Annotated in this window: 26 protein-coding genes and 2 tRNA genes; 21 read left to right on the forward strand and 7 right to left on the reverse strand. The window is 72.8% G+C overall.

All coding sequences use genetic code 11. The features are described from left to right. Positions 1-60 precede the first annotated feature (60 nt). Positions 61-666 (forward strand): hypothetical protein, encoded by a 606-nt coding sequence (locus ACQP0T_RS04970; RefSeq protein ID WP_433871506.1) that lies wholly within the window; start codon positions 61-63, stop codon positions 664-666. 271 nt (positions 667-937) lie between these two features. Here the strand turns inward: ACQP0T_RS04970 and ACQP0T_RS04975 are convergent, their stop codons facing one another. Then, entirely contained in the window at positions 938-1,471 is a 534-nt protein-coding gene (locus ACQP0T_RS04975; RefSeq protein ID WP_433871507.1) for a hypothetical protein, read from the reverse strand. Positions 1,472-1,716: 245 nt separating this feature from the next. On the opposite strand from ACQP0T_RS04975, the gene ACQP0T_RS04980 reads away from it, so the two are divergent. Continuing rightward, positions 1,717-2,826 (forward strand): potassium channel family protein, encoded by a 1,110-nt coding sequence (locus ACQP0T_RS04980; protein ID WP_433871508.1) that lies wholly within the window; start codon positions 1,717-1,719, stop codon positions 2,824-2,826. A gap of 58 nt (positions 2,827-2,884) precedes the next feature. Further along, positions 2,885-3,313, forward strand: coding sequence for a hypothetical protein (locus ACQP0T_RS04985; protein WP_433871509.1), 429 nt, complete (start codon positions 2,885-2,887; stop codon positions 3,311-3,313). A 13-nt stretch (positions 3,314-3,326) separates the two neighbouring features. Here the strand turns inward: ACQP0T_RS04985 and ACQP0T_RS04990 are convergent, their stop codons facing one another. After that, positions 3,327-4,421, reverse strand: coding sequence for a neutral zinc metallopeptidase (locus ACQP0T_RS04990; protein WP_433871510.1), 1,095 nt, complete (start codon positions 4,419-4,421; stop codon positions 3,327-3,329). Positions 4,422-4,739: 318 nt separating this feature from the next. On the opposite strand from ACQP0T_RS04990, the gene ACQP0T_RS04995 reads away from it, so the two are divergent. The 13 genes from ACQP0T_RS04995 (at position 4,740) to ACQP0T_RS05055 (ending at position 16,525) form a co-directional block, all read left to right on the forward strand. Then, positions 4,740-5,159, forward strand: a complete 420-nt coding sequence (locus ACQP0T_RS04995) for a hypothetical protein (protein ID WP_433871511.1) — start codon at positions 4,740-4,742, stop codon at positions 5,157-5,159. Next, on the forward strand, positions 5,156-5,680 hold the full coding sequence (locus ACQP0T_RS05000) for a DUF3558 domain-containing protein (protein WP_433871512.1): 525 nt from the start codon (positions 5,156-5,158) through the stop codon (positions 5,678-5,680). The genes ACQP0T_RS04995 and ACQP0T_RS05000 overlap by 4 nt, the downstream gene beginning before the upstream one ends. A gap of 255 nt (positions 5,681-5,935) precedes the next feature. Next, a complete protein-coding gene (locus tag ACQP0T_RS05005; protein ID WP_433871513.1) occupies positions 5,936-6,094 on the forward strand; it encodes a hypothetical protein in 159 nt (52 codons plus the stop codon). Between the two features lie 27 nt (positions 6,095-6,121). Beyond that, on the forward strand, positions 6,122-7,594 hold the full coding sequence (locus ACQP0T_RS05010) for a PPE domain-containing protein (RefSeq protein WP_433873600.1): 1,473 nt from the start codon (positions 6,122-6,124) through the stop codon (positions 7,592-7,594). 22 nt (positions 7,595-7,616) lie between these two features. Next, positions 7,617-8,429, forward strand: a complete 813-nt coding sequence (locus tag ACQP0T_RS05015; protein WP_345364326.1) for an ESX secretion-associated protein EspG — start codon at positions 7,617-7,619, stop codon at positions 8,427-8,429. A 92-nt stretch (positions 8,430-8,521) separates the two neighbouring features. After that, on the forward strand, positions 8,522-9,829 hold the full coding sequence (locus tag ACQP0T_RS05020) for a M16 family metallopeptidase (protein ID WP_433871514.1): 1,308 nt from the start codon (positions 8,522-8,524) through the stop codon (positions 9,827-9,829). Next, positions 9,826-11,193 (forward strand): M16 family metallopeptidase, encoded by a 1,368-nt coding sequence (locus ACQP0T_RS05025; protein WP_433871515.1) that lies wholly within the window; start codon positions 9,826-9,828, stop codon positions 11,191-11,193. Before ACQP0T_RS05020 ends, ACQP0T_RS05025 begins: the two co-directional genes overlap by 4 nt. A gap of 16 nt (positions 11,194-11,209) precedes the next feature. After that, positions 11,210-12,136, forward strand: a complete 927-nt coding sequence (gene nudC / locus ACQP0T_RS05030) for an NAD(+) diphosphatase (protein ID WP_433871516.1) — start codon at positions 11,210-11,212, stop codon at positions 12,134-12,136. Positions 12,137-12,295: 159 nt separating this feature from the next. Then, positions 12,296-14,374, forward strand: a complete 2,079-nt coding sequence (locus tag ACQP0T_RS05035) for an ATP-dependent DNA helicase UvrD2 (RefSeq protein WP_433871517.1) — start codon at positions 12,296-12,298, stop codon at positions 14,372-14,374. Between the two features lie 314 nt (positions 14,375-14,688). Then, positions 14,689-14,877 (forward strand): hypothetical protein, encoded by a 189-nt coding sequence (locus tag ACQP0T_RS05040; protein WP_345364338.1) that lies wholly within the window; start codon positions 14,689-14,691, stop codon positions 14,875-14,877. A gap of 129 nt (positions 14,878-15,006) precedes the next feature. After that, positions 15,007-15,384 carry a WhiB family transcriptional regulator gene (locus ACQP0T_RS05045; protein WP_433871518.1) on the forward strand — a complete coding sequence of 126 codons (378 nt, stop codon included), beginning with the start codon at positions 15,007-15,009 and terminating at the stop codon, positions 15,382-15,384. After that, positions 15,381-15,593 (forward strand): hypothetical protein, encoded by a 213-nt coding sequence (locus ACQP0T_RS05050; RefSeq protein ID WP_433871519.1) that lies wholly within the window; start codon positions 15,381-15,383, stop codon positions 15,591-15,593. The genes ACQP0T_RS05045 and ACQP0T_RS05050 overlap by 4 nt, the downstream gene beginning before the upstream one ends. A gap of 59 nt (positions 15,594-15,652) precedes the next feature. Next, positions 15,653-16,525 carry a class I SAM-dependent methyltransferase gene (locus tag ACQP0T_RS05055; protein WP_433871520.1) on the forward strand — a complete coding sequence of 291 codons (873 nt, stop codon included), beginning with the start codon at positions 15,653-15,655 and terminating at the stop codon, positions 16,523-16,525. 188 nt (positions 16,526-16,713) lie between these two features. Here ACQP0T_RS05055 and ACQP0T_RS05060 read toward each other — a convergent pair whose 3' ends face one another. Both ACQP0T_RS05060 and ACQP0T_RS05065 read right to left on the reverse strand, forming a co-directional pair. After that, on the reverse strand, positions 16,714-18,024 hold the full coding sequence (locus ACQP0T_RS05060; RefSeq protein ID WP_433871521.1) for an ABC1 kinase family protein: 1,311 nt from the start codon (positions 18,022-18,024) through the stop codon (positions 16,714-16,716). Positions 18,025-18,181: 157 nt separating this feature from the next. Next, complete coding sequence (locus ACQP0T_RS05065; protein ID WP_010693945.1) at positions 18,182-18,331, reverse strand: DUF5679 domain-containing protein; 150 nt, start codon at positions 18,329-18,331, stop codon at positions 18,182-18,184. Positions 18,332-18,526: 195 nt separating this feature from the next. On the opposite strand from ACQP0T_RS05065, the gene ACQP0T_RS05070 reads away from it, so the two are divergent. After that, positions 18,527-19,066 carry a M48 metallopeptidase family protein gene (locus ACQP0T_RS05070; RefSeq protein ID WP_433871522.1) on the forward strand — a complete coding sequence of 180 codons (540 nt, stop codon included), beginning with the start codon at positions 18,527-18,529 and terminating at the stop codon, positions 19,064-19,066. Between the two features lie 162 nt (positions 19,067-19,228). Here the strand turns inward: ACQP0T_RS05070 and ACQP0T_RS05075 are convergent, their stop codons facing one another. Then, positions 19,229-20,614, reverse strand: a complete 1,386-nt coding sequence (locus ACQP0T_RS05075) for a zinc-dependent metalloprotease (protein WP_433871523.1) — start codon at positions 20,612-20,614, stop codon at positions 19,229-19,231. A gap of 106 nt (positions 20,615-20,720) precedes the next feature. On the opposite strand from ACQP0T_RS05075, the gene ACQP0T_RS05080 reads away from it, so the two are divergent. Continuing rightward, a complete protein-coding gene (locus ACQP0T_RS05080) occupies positions 20,721-21,746 on the forward strand; it encodes a YlbL family protein (protein ID WP_433871524.1) in 1,026 nt (341 codons plus the stop codon). Positions 21,747-21,780: 34 nt separating this feature from the next. Here the strand turns inward: ACQP0T_RS05080 and ACQP0T_RS05085 are convergent, their stop codons facing one another. Then, the gene (locus ACQP0T_RS05085; protein ID WP_433871525.1) at positions 21,781-22,314 is read right to left on the reverse strand and encodes a PPA1309 family protein; all 534 of its coding nucleotides are present in this window, start codon (positions 22,312-22,314) and stop codon (positions 21,781-21,783) included. A 198-nt stretch (positions 22,315-22,512) separates the two neighbouring features. Between ACQP0T_RS05085 and ACQP0T_RS05090 the strand changes: the two genes are divergently transcribed. The 3 genes from ACQP0T_RS05090 (at position 22,513) to ACQP0T_RS05100 (ending at position 25,902) form a co-directional block, all read left to right on the forward strand. Next, positions 22,513-25,419 (forward strand): UPF0182 family protein, encoded by a 2,907-nt coding sequence (locus ACQP0T_RS05090; protein WP_433871526.1) that lies wholly within the window; start codon positions 22,513-22,515, stop codon positions 25,417-25,419. A 153-nt stretch (positions 25,420-25,572) separates the two neighbouring features. After that, a tRNA-Met gene (locus tag ACQP0T_RS05095) sits at positions 25,573-25,649 on the forward strand. 176 nt (positions 25,650-25,825) lie between these two features. Further along, positions 25,826-25,902 (forward strand) — tRNA-Met (locus tag ACQP0T_RS05100). 267 nt (positions 25,903-26,169) lie between these two features. Here ACQP0T_RS05100 and ACQP0T_RS05105 read toward each other — a convergent pair. Then, a complete protein-coding gene (locus ACQP0T_RS05105; RefSeq protein ID WP_345364357.1) occupies positions 26,170-26,388 on the reverse strand; it encodes a hypothetical protein in 219 nt (72 codons plus the stop codon). Between the last annotated feature and the right edge of the window lie 310 nt (positions 26,389-26,698).

Raw genomic sequence — 26,698 nt, forward strand, 5'->3', positions numbered from 1 at the left:
AATACACCTTCGAGTTAACTGGCTTGAGTTGCCGGTCCTCGGCGGAAGAACATGCCCGCGATGAACACGGACTGGAAGCTCAAGGCACCGCCGGAAACCGAAGTGGACGTGGACGAGGACGTGCTGGCGATGCGCGCCCCGCTGGTCCGCGTGCACCGCGACGACACCGGTGGTTGGTCGTTCGACGGGCCCGGCGCGGCCACGGCGTCGAAGAGGACGGTGCTGGGCGCCGTGGTCGGCGCGTGGCCGCACGTCGCCGCGCTCTCCGAGCTCGACAGCGGCGGGGCCGTGATCTGGTCCTGGCGACAGCACGGCTGGGCCTCGGAGTTCGAGTGCAAGTGCGGTGGCTGCGAGCAGCCGGTCGCCAGCGACATCGACCGGCGCGCCTGGCCCGCGGACCTGGAACCGCAGAGCATCGTGAGCGTGGAGCAGGCCGCCCTGTCCGGGCAGGTCACGCTCAGCGACATCCTGCACACCCCGGGCGGGATCGCGCTGCTGGGCCCCGGTGAGCACCACCGGACCGCCGACATGATGACCCCGGTCGCCGTGGCCAACGTGATCCGCCGCTGGCCGCACTGCATGCAGGCGCTGCGCTCGCTCAAGGACGGCCGCGGGATGCGGTGGAATTCAGAAGCCCTCAATTGGCACGAATACGTGGTGGCTTGAGTTCTTCTGGTGTTGTGGTCCTTTTGCGTGGCGGTGCGGGTGGCGGAACCTCAGCGGCCTGCTCGCTCCGGGCGCCCTTCCTCATGTACCCACCACGTGCACGGCGTCAGGGCGTCCTCGCGAGAAGACCGCTGAGAACCCGCGGCGGTGCCGGTGGCGAGGGTGGGGCAAGGCGGAAGCGGCTTCGCCGCTTGCCTGACGGTGGCTGGTGAGTGCAGGTTCGGCTGGCGGCCCCGTGCCTGACAGGTCCGGTCGGGTTGGGGGTGGCCGGTCAGGTGGGGTTTTCGGTGCGTTCCCGGTCGTGTTCCAGGAGTCGGGAGTAGAGGACTTCCAGCAGCCAGCGCCCGAAGGTGGAGGAACCGAACTCGGCGGACCGGTCCTCCGGGCGGACCACCAGATCGGCCGGGTCGTCCTGGCCGCCGCTGACCACCCCGATGCCGTAGTAGTCGAGCTCCAGCATCGACCACGCCCGGTACGGGTAGTTCGGCGGCAGGACCACCGTGCAGGGCGCCAGGGTCATCAGGGTGCCGCACGCCCGCAACGCGTGCCGCGCGCGGGAGACCGGGACCAGGATGCCGACCAGGTCCACGGCCGCGACCGGCACCTGGTCGTGCGGGTGCGCGTCGGCGGAAGGGCGGAAGCGGTGCGGGTCGAGCTCGGGTACCCAGCCGTGGTCGGTGCGCCACCGGTGGACCTCCGGGCGCAACCGCGCCACGGCGGTGAAGCGGGCGCCGAGCACGTCGACGTCCGGGACGAGGTCGCCGTTCCAGCCGACGGCGCGGGCCGCGTGCTCGAATCGCTGCACCGGAGCATGGTAAATCGCCCTACGTGGTACTGGACAAGGTCATCTGGACACCGTGTGGCACCTGTTACTGAAACAGCGCAGTGGTGTGCCGCGGCGCGCCGCTCCGCGCGGGTTACCGTCATCGCCGTGAGCGGTCGGTGCCCGTCGACGACACCGCTTCGGCCTCCGGCGGAAGCGGCGACCGCTCGCGTCCCCGAGCCACCGCCGCCCGCCGGTCCCGCACCCCTTCACCAGGAGCACGTGCCATGAGCCCCCGCCGCGCCGCCCGGCTGGCGCACCCGTTCGTCGGCAGCAGGAACAAGGAGGAGCTCACCGACGGGCTGACCAACCGGCCGGACCACACCCTCGTCGGCGTGATCCGGATGCCCGGCCCCGGGGTCAGCCCGGCGCAGTCCATCATCCGCCGGGTCATCGGCGCCGGGATCGCGCTGGCGATCGCGGTCGTGCTGGTCTACCTCGGCCGCGACGGGTACAAGGACAGCGCGGGCGGTGAGCTCGGCCTGCTCGACTGCGTCTACTACGCCACGGTGTCGCTGTCGACGACCGGGTACGGCGACATCACCCCGGTGAGCCCGATGGCCCGGCTGGTCAACGTCCTGGTCATCACGCCGCTGCGGGTGCTGTTCCTGATCGTGCTGGTCGGTACCACGCTGGAGGTGCTCACCGAGCGCTCCCGGCAGGCATTGCGCATTCAACGCTGGAGGTCCAAGGTGCGCGACCACGTCGTGGTCATCGGATACGGAACCAAGGGGCGGTCGGCGGTGACGGCGCTGCTCGGCGACGACATCGACGCCGGCCGCATCGTCGTGGTCGACACCAACCAGGCCGCGCTGGAGGCGGCGTCCTCGCTCGGCCTGGTCACGGTGAACGGCTCGGGCACCCGCTCGGACGTGCTGCGGGTCGCCGGCGTGCAGCGCGCCCGCGCCATCGTGGTCGCGCCCGCCCGCGACGACACCGCCGTGCTGGTCACCCTCACCGCGCGGGAGCTCGCCCCGAAGGCGCAGGTCGTCGCCGCGGTGCGGGAGGCCGAGAACGTCCACCTGCTGCGCCAGTCCGGCGCCGATTCGGTGGTGGTCTCCAGCGAGACGGCGGGCCGGCTGCTCGGCATGGCCACCTCGACCCCGTCGGTGGTGGAGATGTTCGAGGACCTGCTCACCCCGGACGTCGGCCTGGCCATCGCCGAGCGCGAGGTGGATCCGAAGGAGGTCGGCGGCTCGCCCCGGCACCTGCCGGACATCGTGCTCGGCGTGGTCCGCGAGGGGCAGCTCTACCGGGTGGACGCGCCGGAGGCCGACGCCGTGGAGGCGGGCGACCGGCTGCTCTACGTCCGCAAGGTGACCCCTGCCGAACCGTGATCCGGCGGTGCCACGAGTGCGCACGACCGGGTGAGTCGTTTCTGGGACGATCCAGGGTGTGCGGAGGCAACGCGGGGCCGTGGCGGTCGGGCCCATCCTTCTGGTGCTGGGGCTGCTCGGGATCGCGGTGCTGGCCGCGTCGATGTGGCCGCAGCTCACCGCCGGTCCCCGCGCCGAGCTCCGCCGCGCCACCGCCACCGTCCTGGAACCCGAGCCGTGCGCCCGGAGCACCCGGGGCGACCTGGTCGAGGTCGTCGTGGACGGACGGCCGCACCGGGTGCGCTACGACGGCTGCGGGCACGTCGACGGGCAGCGGCTGGAGGTGCTGGTGCCCGTCGAGCCCTCCGGCGAGTTCACCGCGTTGCCCGCGGGCGGACCGACCTCGGACCGCGGCGCGCTGGCCGACCGGCTGAACTGGGTGCTGCTCACCCTCGCCGCCGTCAGCGGCGGTTGCTACGCCGTCATGCTGCGCATCCGGCGGCCATGAGCGCGCACCGGCGTCAGTCGACGTCGGAGGCCGCGGCCAACCAGGTGTTGCACTGGGTGACCTCGTTCTTGTAGAAGCCCTGCTCCACCCACGCCCGGTTGGTCGCCACGCTGCCGTGGTCGCGGTGGACGTTGTACTCGTCGCCCCGGTTCGAGGAGTCCTCCAGCGCCGGGAAGACGTAGTCGTTGCTGAGGCCGCCGTTCTGCAGCGCGGCCAACGTCATCCCCTCGAAGCAGGTCGCCTGCAGCTCGGAACGCCGGGTGAGCTCCAGCGCGGCGGGGGAGGTGGGTTCGCCCGCGTCCTGCTTCGCCTGCCCGTAGGCGGTCTGGATGCCGACCATGCCCTGCACCGCGTGGCCGAACTCGTGGACGAACTGGCCGAGGTAGGCGCCCGCCTGCGTGATCCCCTCCACCTCGGAGTAGTACCGCGCGGTCATGTAGATGGTGTGGTTGCCCGGGCAGTACATCGCCGTCTCGTCCCACCCGCGCACGCCGCACGGGGTCTCGACGTCGGTCCCGGTGGTGACCACGGTCGGCGTCTCCACCGGCAGGCCCGCCTCCTCCAGCGCGGGTGTCCACGCTTCCACCAGGCACGGCAGCGCGGCCTGGTAGAAGGCGTCCTGCGCGGCGACGTCGGTGCTGAACGTGGGCAGCGAGCACGAGGTGTTGACCGCGCCGTTGCCCGCGACGTTGATCGGGTGGTCGCCGAGCGCGACGACCGCTCGCGGACCGGGGGCGGTCTCGGCCCCGGGCGCCCTGCTGGTCGGCGGTGCGCTGGTGGTGGCGCTGCTGCTCGTGGTGGTGGTCGTCGAGGTCGGCGGTGGTTCGGTGCTGCTGGTCGCGGTGGCGCCCGCGTTCGACGCGTCGCCGGAGGTGAGCGCGACGCCGATCGCCACCGCCCCGATGGTGACCAGCACCGCGCCGACCAGCAGCAGCGCGAGCAGCGGTCCGCCACCGCGCTTCGGCGGTCGCGGCGGTTCGCCCCAGGGCAGGTGCGGCGGCGGTCCGGGAGGTGGGGGTCCGGGAGGCGGCCCGAACCGCGGATCGGGCCCGCCGTGCGGTCCGCCCCATCCGGGGCCGGGAGGCTGCTGCCAGGGCGGCCCGGTCATGCCTCGGCCAGCGCGGGTCGGGGGTGGACGGCGGGCGCCCGGCGGTGGGTCATGTCCGGTGACTTCCTCGGTGCGACGGTGGCGCCTCCGAGCCTAGCGGGGCGACCTTCGGGCGCGGGCGGTGTTGACCGAACGGGCGCGCCGCCCGCACCGGGCAACTTCCCGCCCCGCTCGCGCGTGAACACCTGCGGCAGGAGCCGTTCGGGTGAATTCCGGGCGCTCCGCCAGCTTTGCCGGGAACCGCCCCGATGACCCGTTCGTCGGGACTACAGTGGTTCCCGGCTGAGCGATGGATCACCGGAGCCCGGAGGGATGGCCATGACCAGCGCGGTGGGCGGTGGAGCGGGATTCGCCGGTGCGGCGATCGGCCTGAAGGCCGTCGCCGCGGAGCGCGATTGGATCGGCAAGGCGGTCGGCGCGGGCAAGCTCGCCCTCGAGCCGGACGCGGCGGAGAACGCCGCGAAGCACTGCGAGGACGAGGCACGCGAGCTCACCAAGATGCTGCGCGATGCGGACATGATCACGCGTCTGTCTGGGCTCGGCGACTACCCGGACGGGCAGGAGCTCACCCAGCGCTTCGTCGACAAGGCATCCGCAGGAGGTACGGGGGCGATCCCACTCCTCCGCCAGATGATCTCCGAGCTGGAGTCCCTCGCCCGGTCCTACCGGGATGCGGCGCGCGACTACCAGGCGACCGAAGAGAAGATCACCGAGGACTTGCAGCGAGGTATTCAGTGAACCGCATTTCCCATGGCTCGGTCGTGGCGATGGCGCTCGTCGCCTCGATGGCGCTGGTCGGGTGCTCGAGCGGCCAGGGCGAACCGCCTGCCGAGCCGTCGGCGGAGCCGGGCGCCGGGTTGGCCGACTTCGATCCGTGCGCCTTCCTGACCGAGGAAGACCTCGCGACCGCAGGTGTCACCGGTCCGCCCGAGAAGGTCGACGCCGTGGCATCGCAGCCGGGGTGCGATTACGAGGGAGAGGACGTCCTGCTCTCCCTGACCAAGAACCAGACCGAGGGCTTCGCCGAATACGGGAAGAACAACTTCGAACGGTTCGATGAGATTGACATCAACGGTCGACGAGCAGCTATCGCGGTCACGGCCGGATCGGGCGGAAACGGCATCTGCTCCGTCATCCTCGACGCGGGCGGCGGGATCGTGGATGTCAACGTGACCGCCTACGACATGGCGGCGGTGCCGGATCCGTGCGGTGAGGCCGAACAGGTCGCGCGGCAGATCGAGCCGAGGCTTCCGGCGTGATGCCGGCGGCACGTCGTTCCTGGCGCGGAACGGGGTCTCCGATCAGCGGACCCCGTCCCCTCGTCGTGGCCGTCGTCGGCCTGGGGCTTACCGGGCTTTCGGCGTGTTCGGCCGGTCCCGGGGCGACGGGTACCGAGCCGAGCCCGACCGAGGAGGCTCCCGCGCTGGCGGGATTCGACCCGTGCACTGGGTGGTGGCACTTGGGACGACTACCGGCGGACCACGCTGGCGGGCCGGACGGCGGCGATCGCGATCGTGGGCGGGGGCACCGGCCAAGGGGTGTGCAACGCCGTCGTCGACACCGGTGGGGGTGTCGTGCTGTACGGGATCACGGCGGCCCTCGGGTCGGCGGTCGACGCGTGCGGCGAGGTGGAGGCGATCGCCGAGCGGACGGCGTCGAGGCTTCCGGAGTGATGGGGGCGGGAGGAACGCGTGGGCTTCATGGAGTGGGCCTCGAACAAGGCCGATCAGGGTTGGCGGGCGGTGCACGACACCGGGGCCGGTCTCTTCGGGTACGACACCTACGCCCAGGAGGAAGCGCAGCAGCAGGCGCAGGAGGCGGCGCGCGCGGGGACCGAGGAACGGGCCCAGATCGCCGAGGAGAACCGGGCGCTGGCCGATGAGGTCACCGGCTTCGACTCGCCGGGGATCTCCTCGTCGGTGAACTGGACGGCCTTCGACCACGAGCAGATCTACAACACCAACCAGGACACGATCGAGGAGGGCAAGGCGGTCGAGACCGCGCGGGCCTGGCAGGACCTGGGGAAGTCGTTGCGCGCGCGGGCCGTTCCGTTCGACTCGAAGCTGCGGGCGATCATCAGCTCCGGTTGGCGGGGCGAGGCCGCCGAGCAGGCGCAGCGGATGGGCGCGCCGGTCCGGAACTGGATGGAGGGCAGCGGTGCGGCCTTCGAGATGACCGGCAACAACCTGGAGACCGCGGCGTCCGGGGCGGGTCAGGTGCGCAGCGCGATCCCGGAGCCCGAGGGCTACCGCTGGGGCCGCACCGCGGTCGCGGCGCTGGCCGGGGGACCGGGGGTGACGGCGGACGTGGTCTCCCAGATGCGGGAGCAGCGCGAGGCGGAGAAGCAGGCGCAGGAGATGATGGCGCGGGTCTACAGCCCGACGCTCACCGACGTCGACGCGCGGATGCCCGCCTTCCAGAAGCCCGACGGCACCCCGGCCGAACCGCCGAGCCCGCGCCGCCCGCACCAGGACACCGGGTGGGGCACGCTGGTGCGTCCGCCCGGGCCCGGTGGCGGCGGTGAGGTCGGTGGCGGTGGCGGCGGCTCGTACCCCGCCCCGGGCGGCGGCGGTGCCGTGCCCTGGCGCGAGTCGCCGGGCGGTGGCGGCGAGGTGCCGCCGGACCCCCGCCAGGACGGCAGCTCCGACGGATCCCGCGGTTCCGACGGCGGTCGCGGCGGTGGTCGCGGTTCCGACGGGCCCGATGAGACGGAGAGCTCCTGGAACACCCCCGCGCCCGGTCCCACCCCGGGGCCCGGTGCCGTCGCGCCGCCCTCCGGCGGCGGTGGTGGCGGTGGCGGCGGGGCCGGGATGGTGCCCGGCCTCGGCGGCGGCGCGGGCGGTGCCGGCGGGGTGCGCGGTGCCGGCGGCGCCGGCGCGGGCGGGGTCGGGCGCGCCGGTGGTGGCGCGGGTTCCGGCATGACCGCGGGTGGCCGGGCCGGGGCCGGGCCGGTGGGCACCGGTGGCGGTCCCGCCGGAGCCGGTGCCGCGGGCGCTGCCGGACGCGGTGGGTCGAGCGCCGGTCGCGGCATGATGGGCGGCGGCATGGGCGCCGGTCAGCGCGGCCAGGGCGGGGAGGACCAGGAGCACGAGCGGCCGTCCTGGCTGGAGGAGCAGGACGACGTGTGGCTCGACGACATGCCCAAGACGGCACCGCCGGTGCTGGGCGAGTGAACGCGGTCGGGGAGGACGAGCGGTGAGCGTGTCGGGTCGGTGGCGGCTGACGCCGGTGCAGCTGGACGTCGTGCTGAAGTACCTGGGGATCGACGGCCTGACGCTGCCGCTGGGCGCGCGGTCCTACGGCCGCACCGGGGAGGAGTTCGCCGCGATCGTGCGCGCCGAGCAGCCCGGGCTGGTCGCCGCCGGGATCGTGGTGGCCGACGAGATCGAGCCGCGGCTCGCGCAGGCGCTGCGGGTGCTGGCCCGCCCGTACCTGTGGGTGGACTCGCTGTGGTTCCCGCAGGTCGGGGAGGACCACTGCTGGCGGGCGCTGGCGGTGCAGACCGAAGGCGACCGGGTGGTCCTCGGCGTGCAGCCGCCCGGCGAGTCCAGCCGGTACGGCGGGATGCTCACCGTCGAGGTGCACGAGGGCGTGCCGCTGCCGCAGGTGCTGCTGCCCACGCTGCCGCCCGCCCCGCCGGGGAACCGGGGTGCGGTCCAGGTGCCGGCGAGCTCGTTCCGCGTGGACCACCCGGACGACGCCGACGAGTGGGACGTGATGGAGCGGCCGAAGCGGACCACCAGCGGGGACCGGGAGTTCGCGCGGTACCAGGAGATCGGCAAGGCGCCGCACGTCCGGCTCGGCCAGATCGCGGCGAACCTGCGCGACCCGAACGGCCGGACCACGCGCTCGGCCGTGCTGCGCTGGTTCGACAACGCCGAACCCGACGGCCGCTACCTCGACTACGCCGAACCCGGTGCCTCCGGCGAGCGGTTGTACCTGATCAGCCCGGCCGACGCCCGGTCGGTCGGGGCGCGGGTGCGGGCCCTGATCGACCAGGTGCGCTGAGCCGCCGCCGCGGTCCGGGCCATCGGCGGAAGCGCCCGCGGCGTCCGGAAGGGGGCGGGCGCCGGGGGCCCGGACGCACGTAGGCTGCACGCATGGTCGAACCAGAGCTGCATCGCGTCACCTTGCCCAATGGGCTGCGCGTGGTGCTGGCACCGGACTCGGCGGCGGGCCAACGAGCAGGCCGGGCTCCCGTGGTCGGTGTCAGCGTGCACTACGACGTGGGATTCCGCTCCGAGCCGGAAGGGCGCACCGGCTTCGCGCACCTCTTCGAGCACCTGATGTTCCAGGGCAGCGAGAGCCTGGAGAAGCTCGCGCACTTCCGCCACGTCCAGGGTTCCGGCGGCACGTTCAACGGTTCGACGCACCAGGACTACACCGACTACCACCAGGTGCTGCCGTCGGAGGCGCTGGAGCGCGGGCTGTTCCTCGAGGCGGACCGGATGCGGGCGCCGAAGATCACCGAGGAGAACCTGCGCAACCAGGTCGACGTGGTCAAGGAGGAGATCCGGCTCAACGTCCTGAACCGCCCCTACGGCGGGTTCCCGTGGATCCTGCTGCCGCCGGTGCTGTACTCGACGTTCCCCAACGCGCACAACGGCTACGGCGACTTCACCGACCTGGAGCAGGCGACCGTCGACGACTGCGCCGCGTTCTTCGACACCTTCTACGCGCCGGGCAACGCGGTGCTCACCGTCGCCGGGGACCTCGACGTCGACCGGACCGTCGAGCTGGTGCACCGCCACTTCGGCGACGTGCCCGCCCGCGAGGTGCCGGTCCGCCCGTCGTTCGCCGAGCCGGCGCCCGCCACCGAGCTGCGCGGCGCGCACTCCGACCCGCACGCCCCGCTGCCCGCGGTGGCCCTCGGCTACCGGCTGCCGGACCCGGTCGGTGAGCTCGACGCCTACCTCGCCAACGTGGTGCTGGCCGCGATCCTCTCCGACGGCGACGCCTCCCGGTTGCAGCAGCGGCTCGTCTTCCGCGATCAGCTCGTGGTCGACGTGCACGCCGGCGCCGGGCTGATGGGTGCGCCGCTGGACGCCCGCGACCCGGACACCTTCACCTTCACCGCGATCCACACCCCCGACGTCGGGGTGGAGCGCGTGATCGGGGCCATCGACGAGGTGCTCGACGACCTCGCCGCCCACGGCCCCGCCGCCGAGGAGCTGTCCAGGGTCACCGCCCGCTGGTCGGCCAGCCTGTACCGGGAGCACGACCGGGTGATCTCGCGGACCCTCGACCTGGGCAGCGCCGAGCTGCTGCACGGGCGCGCGGAGCTCATCTCCGAGCTGCCCGCCCGCATCGGTGAGATCAGCGCCGACGACGTGGCCGCCGCGGCGAAGGCGATGCGCGCCGACGCCCGCGCGGTGCTCGAGATCCAACCCACGGGAGGGGCGGCATGACCCGCGCAACGCACCGCAGCGCCGAGGAGATCGGCCGCACCGAGCTCGGCCCGCGCCCGCTGCCGCCGCTGGCCGAACCGCCCCCGGGACGCACCCCGGAGGCCGTGGACACCGTGCTGGACAACGGCCTGCGGGTGATCGCGGCCCGGCACGGCGTGGTCCCGATGGTCGAGCTGCGGATGCGCATCCCGTTCGCCGGGCAGGCCCCGGAGCACCCGGCCCGCGCCGAGGTGCTGGCCGAGACGCTGCTCACCGGCACCGAGCGGCGGGACCGGTTCCAGGTGGACACCGACCTGGCCGAGGCGGGCGCCGACCTGCACGCGGTCGTCGACCCGGAGCGGCTGAGCATCGGCGGGGACGCGCTGGCCGACGGCCTGGACACGCTGCTCGACGTGCTCGCCGACGCGCTGACCGGCGCCGTGTACCGCGACGAGGAGGTCGAGGGCGAGCGGACCCGGCTCGTCGAGCGGATCTCGGTGGCCCGCTCGCAGCCCCGCACCATCGCCCGCGAGGAGTTGCAGCGGCACCGCTACGGCGACCACCCGTTCGTCCGCGAGGTGCCCGACGCCGACGACGTCGCCGCGGTCACCGCCGAGGAGGTCCGGCGGCTGCACCGGGAGTCCGTGCTGCCGCGCGGGTCGGTGCTGGTGCTGGTCGGCGACATCGACCCGGAGCGGGCCGTGGCCGACGTGGCGCGCGCCTTCGACGCCTGGGACTCCCCGGGCGCCGCCTTCGAGCTGCCCGCGCTGCCGGTGGTCACCGGCGGTCCGGTGCGGCTGGTGCACCGGCCGGGCGCCGTGCAGTCGCAGCTCCGGTTCTCCGCGCAGGCCCTGCCGCGCACCGACGAGCGCTACCCGGCGCTGCAGGTCGCGAACCTGGTCTTCGGCGGCTACTTCTCGTCCCGGCTGGTCGAGAACATCCGCGAGGACAAGGGCTACACCTACGGCGCGCACTCGTCGTTCGAGTTCACCCCCGGCAACGGCACGTTGCTGGTGGACGCCGACACGGCCAGCGAGGTCACCGCGGCGGCGCTGCTGGAGATCCGCTACGAGTTCGCCCGGATGGCGTTGACCCCGCCGACCCCGGAGGAGGTCGAATCGGCCCGGCAGTACGCCATCGGCGGGCTGCTCACCTCGACGTCGTCGCAGTCCGGGATGGCCTCGATGCTGATGGCGCTGGCCGCCTCCGGCCTCGGCGCCGACTGGCTCGGCGCGCACCCGGACCGGCTGCGCGCGGTCACCGTCGAGCAGATCGCCGAGGCCGCCGCGCTGTTCGCCCCGACCGCGTTCACCGGGATCGTGGTCGGTGACGCCGACGTGCTGGCCGACCAGCTCCGGATGCTGGGCGGGGTGGAGCTGCCGTGAGCGCGCGAGGTGACCGATGAGCCGTGACGCGACAGCCGGGCCGGGGAGCTTCCCGCTCGATGCCGCACCGCTGCTGTCCCGGTCCACGGTGGACCGCCGGGAGGGCCTGCGCGACACGCCGGACGGCGGGGCCGAGATGTGGACGTCCGGGCGGATGCTGCTGGTCGACGCGCGCGGCCGCACCCCGATCGACGCGGAGTCCCGGCTCGACCTGCAACCGGCGGTCGACTTCGGCGACGGCCCGGCGCCGCACTCGGTGCTGCTCGGCGTCCAGGACGGCACCAGCTACTGGGCGATGCGCACCGAGCACGACGGCGCCCAGGACGGCTGGATCAACCTGCGCAGCGGCGGCGCGCTGCTGTCCGACACCGACGCGGGGCTGCTCACCACCGCCGTCGGGCTGCTCGGCTGGCACGACAGCGCCCGCTACTGCGCGATCTGCGGCGCGGCCACCGTCCCGGTGCGCACCGGGTGGGCCCGCACCTGCACCGGCTGCGACCGCGAGGAGTACCCGCGCACCGATCCGGCCGTGATCTGCCTGATCCACGACGGCGCGGACCACGTGCTGCTGGCCCGGCAACCGGTGTGGCCGCCGGAGCGGTACTCGGTCATCGCCGGGTTCGTCGAGGTCGGCGAGTCGCTGGAGGCCTGCGTCGAGCGGGAGGCCCTGGAGGAGGTCGGGGTCCCGGTCACCGACGTGCGCTACCTGGGCAGCCAGCCCTGGCCGTTCCCGCGTTCGCTCATGCTCGGCTTCGCCGCCACCGCGGACCGGGACGCCGCCATCACCCCCGCCGACGGGGAGATCGAGGACGCCCGCTGGGTGCACCGGGACGTCGTGCTCGCGGCGCTGGACTCGGAGGGCGACGCCGTGGAGGGGCTGCGGTTGCCGCCGAGCGTGTCGATCGCGCACCGCATGATCCGCGGCTGGGCCATCTGGAAGTAGCCCCGACCAGGTGATCTTTTCCAGGTGAGGGGCACCTTCATCCGGGTGAGCCGGATGAAGGTGCCCCTCACTCATGACCCTTCCGGGTGAAGTGCGGGGGAGGGCCGCCGACGGGGTGTGCGGTCGGCCGGGCGGTGCGGATCTGCGAGGATGCCGGGCATGGCCGAGCAACCGCGACTCCTGGAAGGACTGGATCCGGAGCAGCGGCAGGCGGTCGCCGCACCGCGCGGGCCGGTGTGCGTGCTGGCCGGGGCGGGCACCGGCAAGACGCGGACGATCACGCACCGCATCGCCTACCTGGTGCAGCGCGGACTGGTCGTCCCCCGGCAGGTGCTGGCCGTGACGTTCACCGCCCGGGCCGCCGGTGAGATGCGGACCCGGTTGCGCGCGCTCGGGGCGGGCGGGGTGCAGGCGCAGACGTTCCACGCCGCGGCCTTCCGGCAGTTGCGCTACTTCTGGCCGCGGGTGCACGACACCGGCATGTGGCAGCTCATGGACAACAAGTTCCGGCTGGTCGCCAACGCCGCGAACAAGCTCGGGCTGTCCACCGAGCGCGAGGACGTGCGCGACCTCGCCGGTGAGATCGAGTGGGCCAAGTCGTCGTTGATCAGCCCCGAGCAGTACCCGGAGGCCGCCGCCCGGGCCGGCCGGGAGCCGCCGGTGGTGCCCGCGCAGTTCACCCGGGTCTTCGCCGGGTACGAGGCGCTGAAGAACCGCGCCCAGTCGCTCGACTTCGACGACCTGCTGCTGCACATCGCGGCGATCCTGGAGGACCAGCCCGAGGTCGCCGAGGAGTTCCGCGCCCAGTACCGCTCGTTCGTCGTCGACGAGTACCAGGACGTCAACCCGCTCCAGCAGCGCGTGCTGGACGCCTGGCTCGGACCCCGCGACGACCTCACCGTCGTCGGCGACGCCAACCAGACCATCTACTCCTTCGCCGGTGCCTCGCCGCGCTGGCTGATCGGTTTCGCGCGCCGGTTCCCGGAGGCGGCCGTGGTCCGCCTGGAACGCGACTACCGCTCCACGCCGCAGGTGGTGGAGCTGGCCAACCGGGTCATCGGCGCCGCCCGGGAACGCCCGGCGGGCACCCGGCTGAAGCTGGTCGGCCAGCGCCCCGACGGCCCGCGCCCGGACTTCGCCGAGTACGACGACGAGGCCGAGGAGGCGGCGGCGATCACCCGCAAGATCGCCGCGCTGGCCGGGCGCGGGGTGCCGCTGTCCGAGATCGCGGTGCTGTTCCGGGTCAACGCCCAGTCCGAGGTCTACGAGCAGGCGTTGTCGGACGCGGAGATCCCGTACCAGGTGCGCGGCGGGGAGCGGTTCTTCGCCCGCCCCGAGGTCCGGCAGGCGATGGTGGTGCTGCGCGGTGCGGCGGCGGCCGACGACGAGGTCGACGACCTGCCCGGCGCGGTGCGCGACGCGCTGCGCGAGGTGGGCCTGACCGACGAGCCGCCCGCGGGCGGGGCGGCGCGGGAGCGCTGGGAGTCGCTGATCGCACTGGTGGAGCTGGCCGAGGAGCTGGTGGCCGCGGTGCCCGAGGCGGGACTGCGGCGCTACGCCGCCGAGCTGGCGGGCCGGGCGGAGTCGCAGCACCCGCCGACGGTGGAGGGCGTCACGCTGGCGTCGCTGCACGCGGCCAAGGGCCTGGAGTGGGACGCGGTGTTCCTGGTCGGCCTGGTCGAGGGCACGCTGCCGATCCAGCACGCCGACACCGACGCCGCCGTCGAGGAGGAGCGCCGGCTGCTCTACGTCGGGGCCACCCGCGCCCGCGAGCACCTGCACCTGTCGTGGGCGCTGGCCCGCGCGGGCGGGCGCCGGTTCCGCAGGCGCAGCCGGTTCCTGCACGGGCTCGTGCCGGACGACCACCCGGCGGCGCTGCCGGTGCGCGGTCGCCAGCAGCAGGAGGCGCAGCCGCGCGCCAAGGCGACCACCCCGCGGTGCCGGATGTGCGAGTCCGCGCTGTCGGGCACGCTGGAGATCAAGCTCGGCCGCTGCTCGACCTGCCCGTCCGATGTGGACGAAGACCTGCTGGTGCGGCTCAAGGCGTGGCGCGGCGAGCGGGCCCGGCAGCTCAAGGTGCCCGCCTACGTGGTGTTCACCGACGCCACCCTGACCGCGATCGCCGAGCAGCGGCCGGCGGACGTGGGATCGCTGGTCGGGATCTCCGGGATCGGGGCCTCGAAGCTGGAGAAGTTCGGCGCCGACGTGCTCGCGCTGGTGCAGGGCGAGCGGCCTTGAGAGTCCGCGCGGAGAGGGCGGAGCCTGCTGCGCGGTGTCCACGCGGCGATCCGCTGCGTTGTCGTCAGTCGCCGCAGCTCCGCTGCGACTCCTTCCTCCGCCTTGCGGCTCATCCACGTGGACACCGCTCGCAACGGCAGCCCCTCTCCACGCGAACTCTGAGCCGCGTTGTCGCAGCTCACGCCCGTCTTTCGGGTGACCGCCGGAAATCTTCGAAAAATGCGTTGCGGCCGGTGTGCCGGGCCGAATAACCTGCATGAGCGTGGGGCCGCGGAGTGACTGCGGCCCGAATCCCCAGGAAGGAGGTGGCTCCGGTGAAGAAGATCGTCGACTTCGGGTACCCGGGCCACCTCGTGGTTCGGGGCATCGGAATGTCTCCGGCAACTGATGCGTTCTCGATCCGCTTCCGCGCGGCCAAGCCGCGCTCCTTCTACGCGCTCTGGCAGACCGTTCCGGGTCTGCGCTGGTCCGCGCGCCGGCGTGTCCTCGATCCACTGATCTAGGCAACGCCTCCAGGCTCACCAAGGCCGCGGACCCAGCCATCGGGTTCGCGGCCTTTTCGTCGTCGTTCGAACCCTCCTCATCGCGACAGCACAACAACAGGCCCCAGCACGATCACAGGAGGAAGTCGTATGTTGACCGCGAGTGTTCCGACAGCCGGGTCGGGTTCCTCGCACGACGACGCGGAGCAGGAAACCGAGTCGGTCGCGTCCTTGTTGACGGCGCCGATCGGAGCGGGGGAGGAGCTGCCGTGCAGCGCCGACCCCGACCTGTGGTTCGCGGAGAGCCCCCAGGAGCTGGAGCTGGCCAAGGCCCGCTGCGCCGACTGCCCGATCCGCTCGGCCTGCCTGGCCGGCGCCCTGTCCCGAGGCGAGCCGTGGGGCGTCTGGGGCGGCGAAATCCTGGAACGCGGTGCGGTGATCGCCCGCAAGCGGCCGCGCGGCCGTCCCCGCAAGAACGCGGCACCGGTGGAGCCGGCCGCCGCACGACGTCAGGAGCGAGCGGCATGACCGACATCCGGCACACCACCACCGGCACCACCGGAACGCACGGGAGCGAGATCCAGATGTACCTGCCCGAACACCTGCACGAGATCCGAAGTCGCGAGTTGATGGCCGAGGCGCACCGACATCGGATAGCCCGCGACCTCACCGCCGGGAGGTGGTGGCGCCGGATCGCCGAGTACGCCGCGGCGCGCGCCGAGCGGGTCGCGCGCTGACCGGTGCGCGGCCTCGGACGGCGGGTCGTCCGGGGTCGCGCGCCGTACAGTGTTCCGTTGTGGCACATCATCATTCGCACGACAACATCGACTGGGACACGCGGTTGCAGCAGCTGCGCGCGGCCGACGACCTGACCGCCCCCGAGACGGCGCAGCTCGTCGGTGCCGTGCTGGGCGCCGAGGACCGCGCGGTGATCGAGATCGGCTCCGGTGCGGGCGGTGGTTCGGCGGCGCTGGCCGCCGCCCTGTCCCGCTCCGGCGGGCAGCTCACCCTCGTCGACGGCGCCCCGCAGTTGCTGGAGGAGGCGGGTGCCCGTGCCACCGAGGCCGGTCTCGGGCAGGTGGAGGTCCGCACGGTGCTCGCCGACGCGGCCGACGACGGGCTCGCGGCGGCGGTCGGCACGACGGCGGACCTGGTCTTCGCGGCTTTCGTCGTGCACCACCTGCCCGACCAGCTCGCGGGGCTGCGCAGGCTCGCCGAGCTGGTCCGGCCGGGCGGGCGGCTGGTGCTCGTCGAGTTCGGCCTCGAACCGCGGGTGCTGCCTTGGGACCTCGGCCTCGGCGAGCCCGGACTCGAAGCGCGGTTGACCGCCGCGCGCGACGCGTGGTTCCGGGAGATGCGCGCCGAGATGGCGGGCTCGGTGCGGCTGGGCACCGGCTGGCCGCGGGCGCTGCGCGACGCCGGGCTGACCGACGTCCGCACCTGGAGCTACCTGATCGACCGGCCCGCGCCGATCGACGACGTGGTGCTCGACGCGGTGCTGCGCCGGCTCGACTGGCTGCACGCCGACGGCGAGGACCGCGCCGACCCGGCGGACCTGGACACCCTGGCGCAGCTCCTCGACCCCGCCGGACCGCACTACGTCGGCAAGCGCGACGACGTGTACTACCTCAACGCCAACACGGTGCACCTCGCCACCCGCCCGGCCTGAACGCACCGCAGCCGCTCGGGCCCGCGGCACGCACCGCCGGACCACCCGGAAGGGCGATGAGTGTGGGGCACCTTCATCCGACTACGCCGGATGAAGGTGCCCCACACCTGCGAGCGGATCACCTGGTCGGGGTGGACGTCCTGGGCGCCTCGCGGGCGTGTTCCGCTCGGGGTCGCCGGTGGGCGGGATCAGTCGCCGAAGCCCGGTTGCCACCGGGTGATGATCTCGCGGGCGGGCAGCTCGGCGTCGAGCTGGCAGAGGATGCCGGTGGCGCCCGAGGTCACCCGGTGGATCATCAGGTACTCCGGCGGCAGGTTCAGCGACCGGCCGGTGCGGAAGTCCGGCCCGCTCAGGTCGCCGACCCGTTCGGCCTGCCGCTGGAGCCAGGACCGGGTGAAGTGGAACACCGGGGTGCGCGCCGGTTCGACGAACGGAGCCAGGTAGGCCCGCACCTCGTCGGCGGTCACCTCCTGGTCGGCCCGCACGAACCGCTCGGTCCGCAGCAGGTCGAGCAGCTCGTCGGGGCGGTCCTCCGCCGCCAGCCGCAGCATCCGGCCCATCGGTACGGGCAGGCCGTCGGGCAGCCGGGCCACCGCGCCGAAGTCGATCACCGACAGCCGTCCGTCGGGCAGCAGCATGAAGTTGCCCGGGTGCGGGTCGCCGTGCAGCATGCCGGACCGCGCGGGGGAGGAGAAGTGGAACTCGGCGAGCAGCGCACCGGCGGCGTCGCGCTGCTCGCGGGTGCCGTCGACGATGAGCCGGGAGAACGGGGTGCCGGTGACCCACTCGGTGACCAGGACCTTCGGGGCGCTGGCCACGACCTTCGGCACCAGCACCCGCGGATCGCCGTCGAACGCGGCGGCGAAGGCCCGCTGGTTGTCGGCCTCCGCGCGGTAGTCGAGCTCCTCGACCATCCGGTCCTGGAGCTCGGTGAGCAGCGGCTTGATCTCGGTGCCGGGCGCCAGCGACTGGAACAGCCGGGTGAACCGCAGGAGCTGGCGCAGGTCGGCGCGCAGCGCCTCGTCGGCACCCGGGTACTGCACCTTGACCGCGACCTCGCGGCCGTCGTGCCAGCGCGCCCGGTGCACCTGGCCGATGCTGGCCGCGGCGGCCGGGGTCTCGTCGAACTCGGCGAACCGGGTCCGCCAGGTGGTGCCGAGCTGTTCGTCGAGCACCCGGCGCACGTCGGCCGCGGGCATCGGCGGTGCCGCCGACTGGAGCTTGGTGAGCGCTTCCCGGTACGGCTCGGCCATCTCCTCCGGCACGGCCGCCTCGAACACGCTGAGCGCCTGGCCGAACTTCATCGCGCCGCCCTTGAGCTGGCCCAGCACGCCGAAGAGCTGTTCGGCGGTGCGGGCGGAGAAGTCGGCGCTGATCTGCTCGGCGTCCTGACCGGTGAGGCGCTTGCCCCAGCCCGCGGCCACGCGCCCGGCGACGCCGAGGGGCAGGCTGGCGAGCTTGGCGGTGCGGCGCGCCGCCCGGCGGGGGATCTCGGCCACCAGTCCTCCTTGATGCGCGCGGGTCTCGACGTCCGAAGAGGTATTCGAACCGAACCACCCGGTCACATGCTAGAGGTTCGCGGCGGCGTCGTGGGTGCTGATCGCCGCCTCGGCCGAGGCGGGTGGGCGGCCCGACGCCTGCCCACCCGCGGGCCGGTCACGCCTTGCCGAGGATGCGGGTCATCTTGGTACCGCAGACCGGGCAGGTCCCCTTGGCCATCCGGCGACCGTTGGTCTCCGAGACCTCGCCGGAGAAGTCGCGCTTCTCACGGCACTTGACGCAGTAGCCGTTGTACGTCTCGGCCACGGCTCCCCTCCTTCGTGTCGCGCCTCCGGACCTACTCCGGGTGGGCGTGGGGAACGGTACCTGTGGCCTACGGCATATGCAGGCATTGAGATCACCGCGAGTTGGGCCGAATGGAGTCATCGGGAGCCCGCGCGCGTTGAGGCGGGGATCACAGGGGGCTCCCAATGTCGGGCCGACTCGCTAGGGTCGCCAATCGTGGCTGAACCCCAGGTCGAGGTGCGCCGCAGCAAGCGACGTCGGCAGACGGTGAGCGCCTACCGGGACGGTGACAAGATCGTCGTCCTGCTCCCGGCCCGGATGTCCCGCGCGGAGGAAAAGCGCTGGGTGGCGGACATGCTGAGCCGGTTGCAGCGGAGCGAGACGCGCCGCCGCTCACCCGCCCGCGAGTCGGACGAGGCGCTGGTGCGGCGGTGCCGCGAACTGGCCGCCCGGTACCTCGACGGGCGGGCCGAACCGAGCGGGGTGCGGTGGGTGGCGCCGATGCGCACGAGGTGGGCGTCGTGCACCCCGAGCGAGGGAACGATCCGGGTCAGCCGACGCCTCCGAGATGTACCCGGATGGGTGTTGGACTACGTGCTCGTGCACGAGCTGGCGCACCTGCTGGTCCCCGGCCACGGCGCGGACTTCTGGAAGTGGGTCCGGCGCTACCCGAAGACCGAGCGGGCCATCGGCTACCTCGAAGGGCTCTCCGCCGCCGCCAACCTCGACCTCGCCTTGGACGCGGACGAGGACTGAGCACCCCGCGCGCCCCTCAGCGGCCCGCCGTCGAGCCCGAACCCACGCGGCGGTGCGAGCTGCGCGCGCAGGCACGGGCCGACCGCTCCGGCGCGAGACCCGGGATCGGCCCACGGGCCGCCGCGAACCCGGCGACCGCTGCCGGGCAGCGGTCCGCTCGCCTCAGCTCTCGTCGTCGCGGCGCTGGTCGTCCTCCTCGCCGCGAGCCCGCTCGTCGGCTTCCGCGCGGCGGATCGCGGCGATCGGGTCGTCCAGGTCCGCCGAACCCGACTCCCAGCGGTCGGCGAAGTCCAGCGGCTCGTCCAGGTCGGCGCTGCCGGGCAGCAGGTCCGGGTGGTCCCAGACCCGGTCGCGGCTCTCCAGGCCGTGCCGCTCGGTGAGCAGCCGCCACAGGTTCGCCGCGTCGCGCATCCGCCGGGGGCGCAGTTCGAGGCCGATGAGGGTGGCGAAGGTCTGTTCGGCCGGCCCGCCGGTGGCGCGGCGCCGCCGCACGGTCTCGCCGAGCGCGTTCGCCCCGGGCAGCCGCTCGCCGATCGCGTCCGCGACGACCACGTCCACCCAGCCCTCGACGAGGGCGAGCAGCGTCTCCAGCCGGCTCAGCGCGGCCTGCTGCTCGGGCGTGTTCTTCGGCTCCAGCATCCCGGAGCCCATCAGCTCCTGCATCGACTCGGGGTTGGTCGGGTCGACCTTGCCCGCGAGCTCCTCCAGCGCCGAGGTGTCGACGTGGATGCCGCGCGCGTACTCCTCGACGGTGGCCAGCAGGCGCTGCCCGAGCCACGGCACGTGGGTGAACAACCGGTGGTGCGCCGCCTCCCGGGCCGCCAGGAACACCGTGGCCTCGCTGATCGGCCGGTCCAGGCCCTCGACGAAGCGCTCGATGTTGGCGGGCAGCAGCGCCGCGGTGCCCGTCGGGGCCAGCGGCAGGCCGACGTCGGTCGAGGTCAGCACCTCGCCGCCGAGCTGCGCCATGCTGTTGCCGAGCTGCGAGCCGAAGGTCATGCCGCCCATCTGGCCGAGCATCGACAGCAGCGGTCCGGCGGCCTGCTTGGCCTCCTCGGGCAGCGCCTCCAGCCAGGCGTTGGACATCCGCTGGGCGACCGGGTCGCAGAGCCGTCGCCAGGTCGGCAGCGTCTTCTCCACCCAGTCCACCGACGACCAGGTCTGCACCGAGCGCACCCCGGCGGGCAGCGACGTGGTGGGATCCAGCCACAGCTCGGCGAGCCGGACCGCGTCCTCGACCGCCCGCACCTGCTCCTGGCTCGGGCGCTCGGTGCGGTTGCCGGAGTGCAGCTGCTGCACCGCGAGCTGCTTGGCCAGGTCGTAGTTCACCGGGCCCGTTTCGCCACCGGCCCCGGAGTGGCTGAGGGCCTGGCCGAGCTGGGTCAACATCTGGCCGAGGGAGCCCAGGTCGAAGTTCGGCATGCCGCCGGGTCCGGGCATGCCGCCGAATCCGTAGCCGGGCTTGTCCCCGGAGCCGCCCTCGGACGAGTTGCCCTTGTCGGGGTCGTCGGGGTCCTGCGGGCCGAACCCGAACGGCAAGTTGGTCATAACACCACCGTACGCGGCCCGGGGCGCTCTGCTGAAGGTGTCCGGGCCGGTGGCGGCCCCCGGCGGCCCCAACATCGCCGAGGGCGAACACGTAGGCTGTCGCCTCGTGAATCGCCGCACGTGGACGCTGCTGACGAGTGTCGTACTGGTCGCCGCATTCGGGCTGCTCGGTGCGTTCGTCCGGGTGCCGTACGTGGCGCTCGGCCCGGGCCCGACCTTCAACACCTTGGGGTCGGACGGGGGCGCTCCGGTGATCTCGGTCGAAGGCGAGCGGACCTACCCCACCGCCGGGCACCTGAACATGACGACGGTGTCGGTGACCGACCACCTGTCGATGTTCGGCGCGCTCGGGCTGTGGGTCAGCGGTCGCTACGCGCTGGCGCCCCGCGAGCTGTACTTCCCGCCGGACAAGACCGAGCAGGAGATCGAGCAGCAGAACACCGCCGCGTTCAGCGATTCGCAGACCGTCGCCAAGACCGCCGCGCTCAGCCACCTGGGCTACCCGACCGAGGTCGTGGTGGACCGGATCGTGCCGGGCAGCCCGGCCGAGGGCCTGCTCGCCCCGGGCGACCGCGTCCTGTCGGCCAACGGCAAGCCGGTGCCGGACGCGGCGGCGCTGCGGACCGCGCTGACCGGCACCACGCCCGGCACCGAGGTCCCGATCGAGGTGCAGCGCGGTGACGAGCAGCCGCGGACGGTGACCGCGCGGCTCGGCGAGAACCCCACCGGCGACCAGCAGGGCTTCCTCGGGGTGGCGGCCGCCGAGCGCGCGGACGTCGACTTCGACGTGCGGATCCGGCTCGCCGACGTGGGCGGTCCGTCCGCCGGGCTGATGTTCGCGCTGGCGATCATCGACAAGCTCACCCCCGGCGAGCTCAACGGCGGCCGGTTCGTCGCCGGGACCGGCGAGATCTCGGCCGCCGGCGACGTCGGCCCGATCGGCGGCATCCCGTTCAAGATGACCAAGGCCCGCGAGGCGGGGGCCACCACCTTCCTGGTCCCGGCGGGCAACTGCGCCGAGGCCGCGGCCCAGGCCCCCGAGGGCCTGCAGCTGGCCAAGGTCGGCACCCTCGACGAGGCCCTGGCCGCCCTGGAGGCCCTGCGCAACGGTCAGCAGCCCGCCGGCTGCTGACCCCCGGGCGGCACCCGGCCTCGCGCGGCAGCGGTCAGTCGAACGTGGCGTGCAGGGCGTGCAGCAGGTTGGGCGCGATCTCGGCGCCCTGGACCAGGTCGTCCTCGCCGTCGCCGGTCCCGCGCAGCCGCATCGCGCAGGCCTCGCCGCCGCCGCGCAGCACCGCCGCGACCAGCCGGGCCTCCCGGCGGTCCGGGTGCTCCGCGGCCGCGGTTCGCGCCGCCTCCGGGTCGTCGGGCAGTCCGGCCTCGGCCTCCGGCGGCAGCACCACGATCTCCTGGACCAGCGCGCAGCCGGTGACCTGGTCCGGCCATTCGAGCTGGGCCAGCGCCTCGGCCAGGTCCCCGCTCGGCAGCGACTCCTGCGCGATGGGGGTGAGCGGGGCGTCGGGGTCGACCTGGTCGGCCAGGCCCGGCTCGGCCGCCAGCAGGTCGCCGGTCGCGACCAGGGCGAACACCTGGGTCGGCTGGTCCCAGCCGCCGGTGTGCGCGAAGTCCTCGATCTCCCGGGCGGCGGCGGGCAGCGCTTCGACCAGCTCCGCGGGGCTCTCCGTTGTCATGGGCGCCATGCTCCCAGCAGCGCCTCGGGACCGGTGCAGGCGCCACGACCAGGGATGATTCCGGGCGGCTTTGTCCGCTTCTTCCATTTCGCGATGGCGCTTCCGGGAACTTCCGGGTGGCATCGTAGAGTTGAACATCACGTGGGCTGCCGGGATGGTACGGCCGCCCAGGCCCGATGAACGTCACCAGGAGCGTGCGCTGTGGCCATGCGGCCCCCGGTCGGAATGCCGAAACTGTCCCGGCGAAGCCGAATCCTGCTGATCCTGGGCGGCATAGTGCTGGTCGCCCTGATCGCCGGATCACGGCTGCTGGGCACCTATGTCAGCTGGTTGTGGTTCGGAGAGGTCGGGTACCGGGGGGTGTTCACCACCCAGATCCTGACCCGGCTGGGGCTCGGCGCGGGGGCCGCGATCTTCGTCGGCGGCGTGCTCGCCCTCAGCCTGTGGCTGGCCTACCGGGCCCGGCCGGTGTTCGTGCCGGTCAGCGGGCCGGAGGACCCGCTGGCGCGGTACCGGACGGTGCTCACCGAGCGCTCCCGGCTGTTCGCCATCGGCGTACCGGTGCTCGTCGGGCTGGTCGCCGGCCTCGCCGCGCAGGCGGACTGGCAGACCTTCCAGCTCTTCGTGAACAGCGTGCCGTTCGGCCGGACCGACCCCGAGTTCGGCAACGACATCAGCTTCTACACCTTCCAGCTCCCGTTCTACCGCTTCCTGCTGACCTGGGCGTTCGTCGCGGTGGCCGTGTCCTTCATCGGGGCGCTGGTGGTGCACTACATCTTCGGCGGCATCCGGCTGGCCGGGCGCTCCGGGCAGCTCTCCACCGCCGCGCGGATCCAGCTCGCGGTGCTGGCCGGTCTGTTCGTGCTGCTCAAGGCGGTCGACTACTTCTTCGACCGGTACGACCTGCTGCTGTCGAACCGGAGCAACCTGTTCACCGGTGCCAGCTACACCGATCTGAACGCGGTGATGCCCGCGAAGCTGATCCTGGTGTTCATCGCGGTGTTCTGCGCGATCGCGTTCTTCGCGGTGATCTTCTTCCGCAACTTGCAGATCCCGGCGCTGGCGACGGTGCTGCTGGTGCTGTCCAGCGTGGTGCTCGGCGCGGTGTGGCCGGCGCTGATGGAGCAGTTCTCGGTTCGGCCGAACGCCAACCAGCGCGAGGCCCAGTCGATCGAGCGGAACCTGGAGGCGACCAAGAACGCCTTCGGGATCAACGACGACAAGGTCGACTTCGTCGACTACCCGGGCCGCACCGAGCTGGCGCCCGCCGCGGTCGCCGACAACAAGGGCACCATCCCGAACATCCGACTGCTGGACCCCAACGTGCTGTCCGACACGTTCACCCAGCTCACCCAGCAGTACAACTTCTACGGCTTCACCGAGAAGCTGGACGTCGACCGCTACCGCGACGAGAACGGCCAGCTGCAGGACTACCTGGTGGCGCTGCGCGAGATCAACACCGACGGGCTGGCCGCCAACCAGCAGAACTGGCTGAACCGGCACACCGTCTACACCCACGGCAACGGCTTCATCGCCGCGCCCGCCGACCGGGTGGACTCGACCTTCGACGAGGGGGCCTCCCAGGGCGGCTACCCGGTCTTCGAGATCAGCGACGTGGCCAACAACGGCCAGGGCGCGATCCCGGTCGAGCAGCCCCGGGTGTACTACGGCGAACTGGTCTCGGACTACGCGATCGTCGGCAGCGAGCCGGGCGAGGCGCCGCGCGAGTACGACACCGACACCCGGCAGTACACCTACACCGGTGAGGGCGGCGTCCCGATCGGCAACCTCTTCCAGCGGGCCGTGTTCGCCGCCTACTACGGCGAGCGGAACTTCCTGTTCAGCGGGGTCATCGGGGAGAACTCGAAGCTGATCTACGAGCGCAACCCGCGCGAGCGGGTGCAGAACGTGGCGCCGTGGCTGAAGCTCGACGGCGACCCGTACCCGGCGGTGATCGACGGCCGGATCAAGTGGATCATCGACGGCTACACCACGTTGAACAACTACCCGTACTCGGAGCTGACCTCGCTGGGCGAGGCCACCAACGACTCCCTCACCGGGGTCGCCAGGCAGCCCAACCAGCAGGTCAACTACATCCGCAACTCGGTCAAGGCCACCGTCGACGCCTACGACGGCACCGTGGACCTCTACGCGGTGAACGAGAACGATCCGGTGCTCAAGGCGTGGCAGGGCGTCTTCCCCGGGGTGGTGAAGCCGGCCAGCGCGGTGAGCCCGGAGCTGCGCGAGCACTTCCGCTACCCGGAGGACCTGTTCAAGGTGCAGCGCCAGTTGCTCACCGAGTACCACGTCGACAACCCGGGTGACTTCTTCTCCAACCAGACGTTCTGGGAGGTGCCCGGCGACCCGACCGGCGGTGGCGGGCCCGGCGCGCCGGAGGCGGCCGACCAGCCGCCGTACTACGTCCTCGCCCAGACCCCGGGCCAGGACCAGCCGACGTTCCAGATCACCAGCGCGCTGACCGCGCTGCGGCGGCAGAACCTGGCGGCCTGGGTGACGGCGTCCTCGGACCCGCAGAACTACGGCGACCTCACGGTGCTGAGACTGCCGACGAACACCCAGACACCGGGTCCGAACCAGGTGCAGAACCAGATGGAGTCGACACCCGAGGTCACCGAGAACCGGACGCTGTTCAACAACCCGAACGTGACGGCGATCTTCGGGAACCTGCTCACGCTGCCGGTGGCGGGCGGTCTGCTCTACGTCGAGCCGATCTACATCCAGCGCAACGAGGCGGAGTCGTACCCGCAGCTCGCCCGCGTGCTGGTCTCCTTCGGCGGCCGGGTCGGTTTCCACGAGACGCTGGAAGGCGCGCTGGACGAGGTCTTCGGCCAGGGCGCCGGGCAGGCAGCGCAGGATCCGAACCAGCGACCGCAGCAGCCGCCGGAGGACCCGGGGCAGCAGCAGCCGCCCGGGCAGCAGCCCCCGGGGCAGGGCTCGCCGGAGATGTCCGCGGCGGTGGAGCAGATCGACGCGGCGCTGGAGCGGGTCCGGCAGGGCCAGCAGTCCGGCAACTTCGCCGATCTCGGCGCCGCCTACCAGCAGCTCGACGCGGCGATCCGCCGCTTCGAGGAGCTCAACGCCGCGGGCGGCTGACCGGCCGGTGCGGAGGTGCCAGGGCGGTGGTCGCGAGGCGACCACCGCCCTGCGGCCGTTCGGGTGGTCGACGGCCGCGCACCTTCCGCGACCAGGCGATTTGCACTAGGCTGGTTAGGTTCGCTAGAGTGGTGGCACAACAGCAGAACACGGCGCGGGGTGGAGCAGCTCGGTAGCTCGCTGGGCTCATAACCCAGAGGTCGCAGGTTCGAATCCTGTCCCCGCTACCAACGTCAACGGCGGTGTGCTTCCGGCACACCGCCGTTGCGCATTCCCGGGGTGGCCCAGGCGGCCAGGCCGCGCGGCGGTGACGAGGCCGCCGAGCGGGGATGATCACCGAAACCGACCCCCCTGCGAAGGGCCTCGGCCGGGCGTGTAGAGTTCACGGCACAACAGAAAAACACGGCGCGGGGTGGAGCAGCTCGGTAGCTCGCTGGGCTCATAACCCAGAGGTCGCAGGTTCGAATCCTGTCCCCGCTACCAACGTCAACGGCGGTGTGCTTCCGGCACACCGCCGTTGCGCATTTTCAGGGGTGCTGTCCCTGCCTTCGGTCCGCGGAGCGGCTCGCGACCGCAGGGCCACCGCCGCGGGTGCTCAGCAGGTCCCCGCGAGGACGTCCCGGACCATCGGCCTGCGGCAGGCTCCTGCGGTCCGGGACCTCGTTAGGGGGACAGGCGCTCGGAGACCTCCGGCGCAGGAGCTTCAGGGACCTCCGGTGCCGCGCTCCAGAGGCCTTCGGCGCTGCGCTTTCAGAGGCCTTCGGCCCAGCGGCGCGCGCAGCCGGGCGAGCACACCCGTCCGTCGCCGCGCACCACGCCGTGCCGCCGCATCGACCGGCCGCACACCATGCACGCGTCCGTCTCGACGTCGAGTTGCGCGGGTACCAACGACTTGGCCCGGGCGGTGACCTTCGTGGATACCTTCGTCCTGCTCGCCGAGAGCTTGGTCCGCAGCCAACTGCGATGCACGCTCGCACCTCCTGTTCGCACGCGGGCCGCCGGTCGGTCGGCCCGTGTGCAGGGTGCAGTGGCACGGGCCCGTCGAGGCAGCCCCCAACCCGTGATAGCACCTCTTCGCGCGCGGAAGAACCCCCGGACAGGCGACGTCGTCGCCCGGTGGTCGCCCTCCGTGTTCGGACCCCCGGCCGGACACGCTCCGCGACCGCCTGCCGCCGGACCTCGCGCCAATGGCCCAATCGTTCGTCCACTCGGACCAGTCGACTGCAACCACAGTGGACAGAAACCCGGACCACTGTGGACAGCATTCCGCCGACGTGGC

It is taken from the genome of Saccharopolyspora sp. CA-218241 (genome assembly GCF_050954615.1).
Lineage (GTDB): Bacteria > Actinomycetota > Actinomycetes > Mycobacteriales > Pseudonocardiaceae > Saccharopolyspora > Saccharopolyspora cebuensis.